Source organism: Nostoc cf. edaphicum LEGE 07299 (genome assembly GCF_015207245.1).
Lineage (GTDB): Bacteria > Cyanobacteriota > Cyanobacteriia > Cyanobacteriales > Nostocaceae > Nostoc > Nostoc edaphicum_B.
In genome coordinates this window covers 1-2,732 of the sequence record NZ_JADEXF010000939.1, presented here as the reverse complement: position 1 = coordinate 2,732, position 2,732 = coordinate 1, and the positions used below count along the sequence as shown (strand labels likewise).

Annotated in this window: 2 protein-coding genes; one reads left to right on the top strand and one right to left on the bottom strand. The window is 42.8% G+C overall.

What is annotated here, in order from left to right; all coding sequences use genetic code 11:
• Positions 1 to 2,071 (top strand): mannose-1-phosphate guanyltransferase (locus tag IQ229_RS22855; RefSeq protein WP_194047682.1); only part of this gene is annotated, 2,071 nt, incomplete at its 5' end.
• Between the two features lie 140 nt (positions 2,072 to 2,211).
• Here IQ229_RS22855 and IQ229_RS22850 read toward each other — a convergent pair.
• Positions 2,212 to 2,514: a hypothetical protein gene (locus tag IQ229_RS22850; RefSeq protein ID WP_194047680.1), complete on the bottom strand. Its 303-nt coding sequence runs from the start codon at positions 2,512 to 2,514 to the stop codon at positions 2,212 to 2,214.
• Between the last annotated feature and the right edge of the window lie 218 nt (positions 2,515 to 2,732).

The window sequence follows — 2,732 nt, the reverse complement described above, 5'->3', positions numbered from 1 at the left end:
GCGATTTTTAGAAAAACCCTCTAGTAGTGAAATTTTTTCCGATACCGTCAACACTGGCACTTACATTCTCGAACCAGAAGTTTTGGAATATCTGCCAGCAAACATTGAATGCGACTTTTCTAAAGACTTATTTCCCTTATTACTAGCAAAAGATGAGCCAATGTATGGTTACATCGCTCAAGGTTACTGGTGTGATGTTGGTCACTTAGATGCCTATCGAGAAGCTCAGTATGATGCTTTAGATCGGAAGGTAAATCTCGATTTTGCCTACAAAGAGGTTTCTCATGAGTTATGGGTGGGTCAAAATACTTATATTGACCAGACGGCTGTGATTGAAACCCCAGCAGTGATTGGTGACAATTGCCGGATTGGGGCAAGAGTACAGATTGAGGCAGGAACCGTAATTGGGGATAATGTCACTATTGGTGCTGATGCTAGTCTCAAACGTCCCATCGTGTGGAATGGGGCATTTATTGGCGAGGAAGCACATCTTTCTGCCTGTGTAATTTCCCGTGGCACTCGTATAGACCGCCGTGCCCATGTATTAGAAGCTGCTGTGGTGGGTTCGCTTTCCACAGTGGGAGAAGAAGCGCAAATTAGCCCTGGTGTACGTGTTTGGCCCAGTAAAAAGATTGAGTCAGGGGCAGTTTTAAACATTAACTTGATTTGGGGAAACACCGCCCAACGAAATTTATTTGGGCAACGTGGTGTCCAAGGTTTAGCTAATATCGACATCACCCCAGAATTCGCTGTTAAATTGGGATCTGCTTACGGTTCTACCTTGAAACCTGGTTCTAAAGTAACGGTTTCCCGTGACCAGCGTAATGTTTCTCGGATGGTGACGCGATCGCTCATTGCTGGTTTAATGTCTGTAGGTATTGATATTCAAAACCTCGATGCCACAGCTATCCCCATTGCCCGCACAGTTATACCCACAATGTCGGTAGCTGGTGGTATCCACGTCCGGGTACATCCCGATCGCCCTGACTACATTTTGATTGAATTCATGGATGCCAAGGGCATTAATATCTCCAAAGCCCTGGAAAAGAAAATTGAAGGGGCTTACTTTAAGGAGGATATGCGGCGGGCGCTAATTCATGAAATTGGCGATGTGTCTTATCCCAGCCAAGTCATGGAGCGCTACTGCACTGCTTTTGAGAAACTGTTGCATGTTCATACACTCCGCAACAGCCGCGCCAAAGTGGTGATTGATTATGTTTATGCAGTATCTGGAGCAGTTTTACCCCAAATGTTGGATAAATTTGGCGCTGATGCAGTGGTATTGAATGCCAGTGTCAATAAAACGGCGATGTCAATCACCGATCGCGAAGGATTGCTGACTCAGTTAGGTCATGTAGTGGAGGCATTGAAAGCTAACTTTGGCGTGCAAGTATCCGCTAATGGAGAACAGCTAATTTTAGTTGATGAATCAGGCTACCCAATTCGTGGGGAAATGTTAACAGCACTGATGGTAGACATGATTCTGACGGCTAACCCCAGAGGTACAGTAGTAGTGCCAGTTCATGCTTCCAGTGCTATTGAACAAGTCGCTCGTCGCCACGATGGCAGAGTCATTCGCACTAAAGCCAACCCTACAGCCTTAATGGAGGCTTGTCAGAAAAATCCGAATGTGGTGCTGGGAGGTAGTGGAGAGACTGGTTTTATTTTCCCGCAATTGCATCCGGGATTTGATTCCATGTTCTGCATTGCCAAGATAATTGAGATGTTGACTATACAGGAGCGGTCGCTTGCTGCTGCGCGGTCAGAATTGCCCCGCGTAATTCACAAAACTTATACAGTCCGCTGCCCCTGGACTGCCAAGGGTGCTTTGATGCGTTACTTGGTGGAAACTCACCCAGCCCAAAACCTAGAACTCATCGATGGAGTGAAAATTTGTCAACCCTATGATGACAGTTGGCTGTTAGTTTTACCAGATGCTAGCGAACCACTGGTGCATTTGTATGCAAATAGCAACGATCGCGAATGGGTAGATGAGACTGTGAGAAACTACCGCACTCGCGTTCAGACTTTTGTGGAAAGACAACAAGAATATCAACCCGCAGAAGTGTAATTTCTAGTTTGTAATTCGTAATTTGATTTTTTAATTACGAATTACAAGCCACAAATTATTTTCACTACCAGCCCAGCTATCTGTAGTAAATTAGGCTTTTAGTTTTTCCTCTGTAGTTCCTAAAATTATGTTCCAATTTATCATTGAGAACATTCTGGTAAATTTTTCTCAGCGTAATTGCAATCAAAATAAATTAAAGCTTCTCTACTAGAGGGAAATCTTCTAGTTGTGGTATATGGGTCACTGTTTGGACTTGCTTCATATAGCCAAACTTTCAAATAGTAATAATTATTATCATCGGTAGACCATAATTCATAACGGTAATCACCTCCTGACCCCTGACTATTTAAATAGTCAGCTAATGCTTTATTTGATGCAGACAACAAGCTCAATACAGTCAAAACAGGAATTATGGCTACTTTTAGTATTTGGATTAATTTCATAAATGCACAAAAAATTTACCTTCTCTAGTTTCCTCTACCGATGTATGTTTTAGAACTAGTAATCATTCGGAATATTGTGTGAGGATATCGTAAGCCACTTACAAGAAGTTGGGTAGAATGAACCGCCGCCCGCCTTTTCGGTTTATTTCCTAAAACAGGTTACAAAACTTTACTTAGATTAAATGCTAAAAACTTTCAATAGTTCTGGTAGGATATCT